We start from the raw sequence: 262 nt of genomic DNA, 5'->3' as shown, positions 1-262 counted from the left end.
GATAATGGTTGAGCTCTTTGCATGTGGGTATATCCAGGAATTAAGGTATGAATATTGGATTGCGCAAGACGTAGAAAGGATTTTTGCAAATCGTTTATTAAAATTTCAATATTGTCAATCTCTTTTCTTAACCACAATCTTAAATCTGTACCAACTTGATCATTTCTACTTCTGCCTGTGTGTAATTTCTTTCCAGTTTCACCAATTAAAGTTATCAGCTTTTCTTCTATGCAATAGTGAATATCTTCAGAAGGTGGACTAG

At 33.6% G+C, this 262-nt stretch carries 1 protein-coding gene; it reads right to left on the bottom strand.

Going from position 1 to position 262, the window contains the following annotated elements:
• Positions 1 to 262, bottom strand: a 262-nt coding sequence (locus tag AMO19_RS05165; RefSeq protein ID WP_257008963.1) for a lyase family protein, incomplete at both ends; no start/stop codon positions are given.

The organism is Prochlorococcus marinus, assembly GCF_001180245.1.
GTDB lineage: Bacteria > Cyanobacteriota > Cyanobacteriia > PCC-6307 > Cyanobiaceae > Prochlorococcus_A > Prochlorococcus_A marinus_F.
The sequence above is the reverse complement of the archived record's forward strand: the minus strand, read 5'-3'. Positions and strand labels throughout refer to the sequence as shown.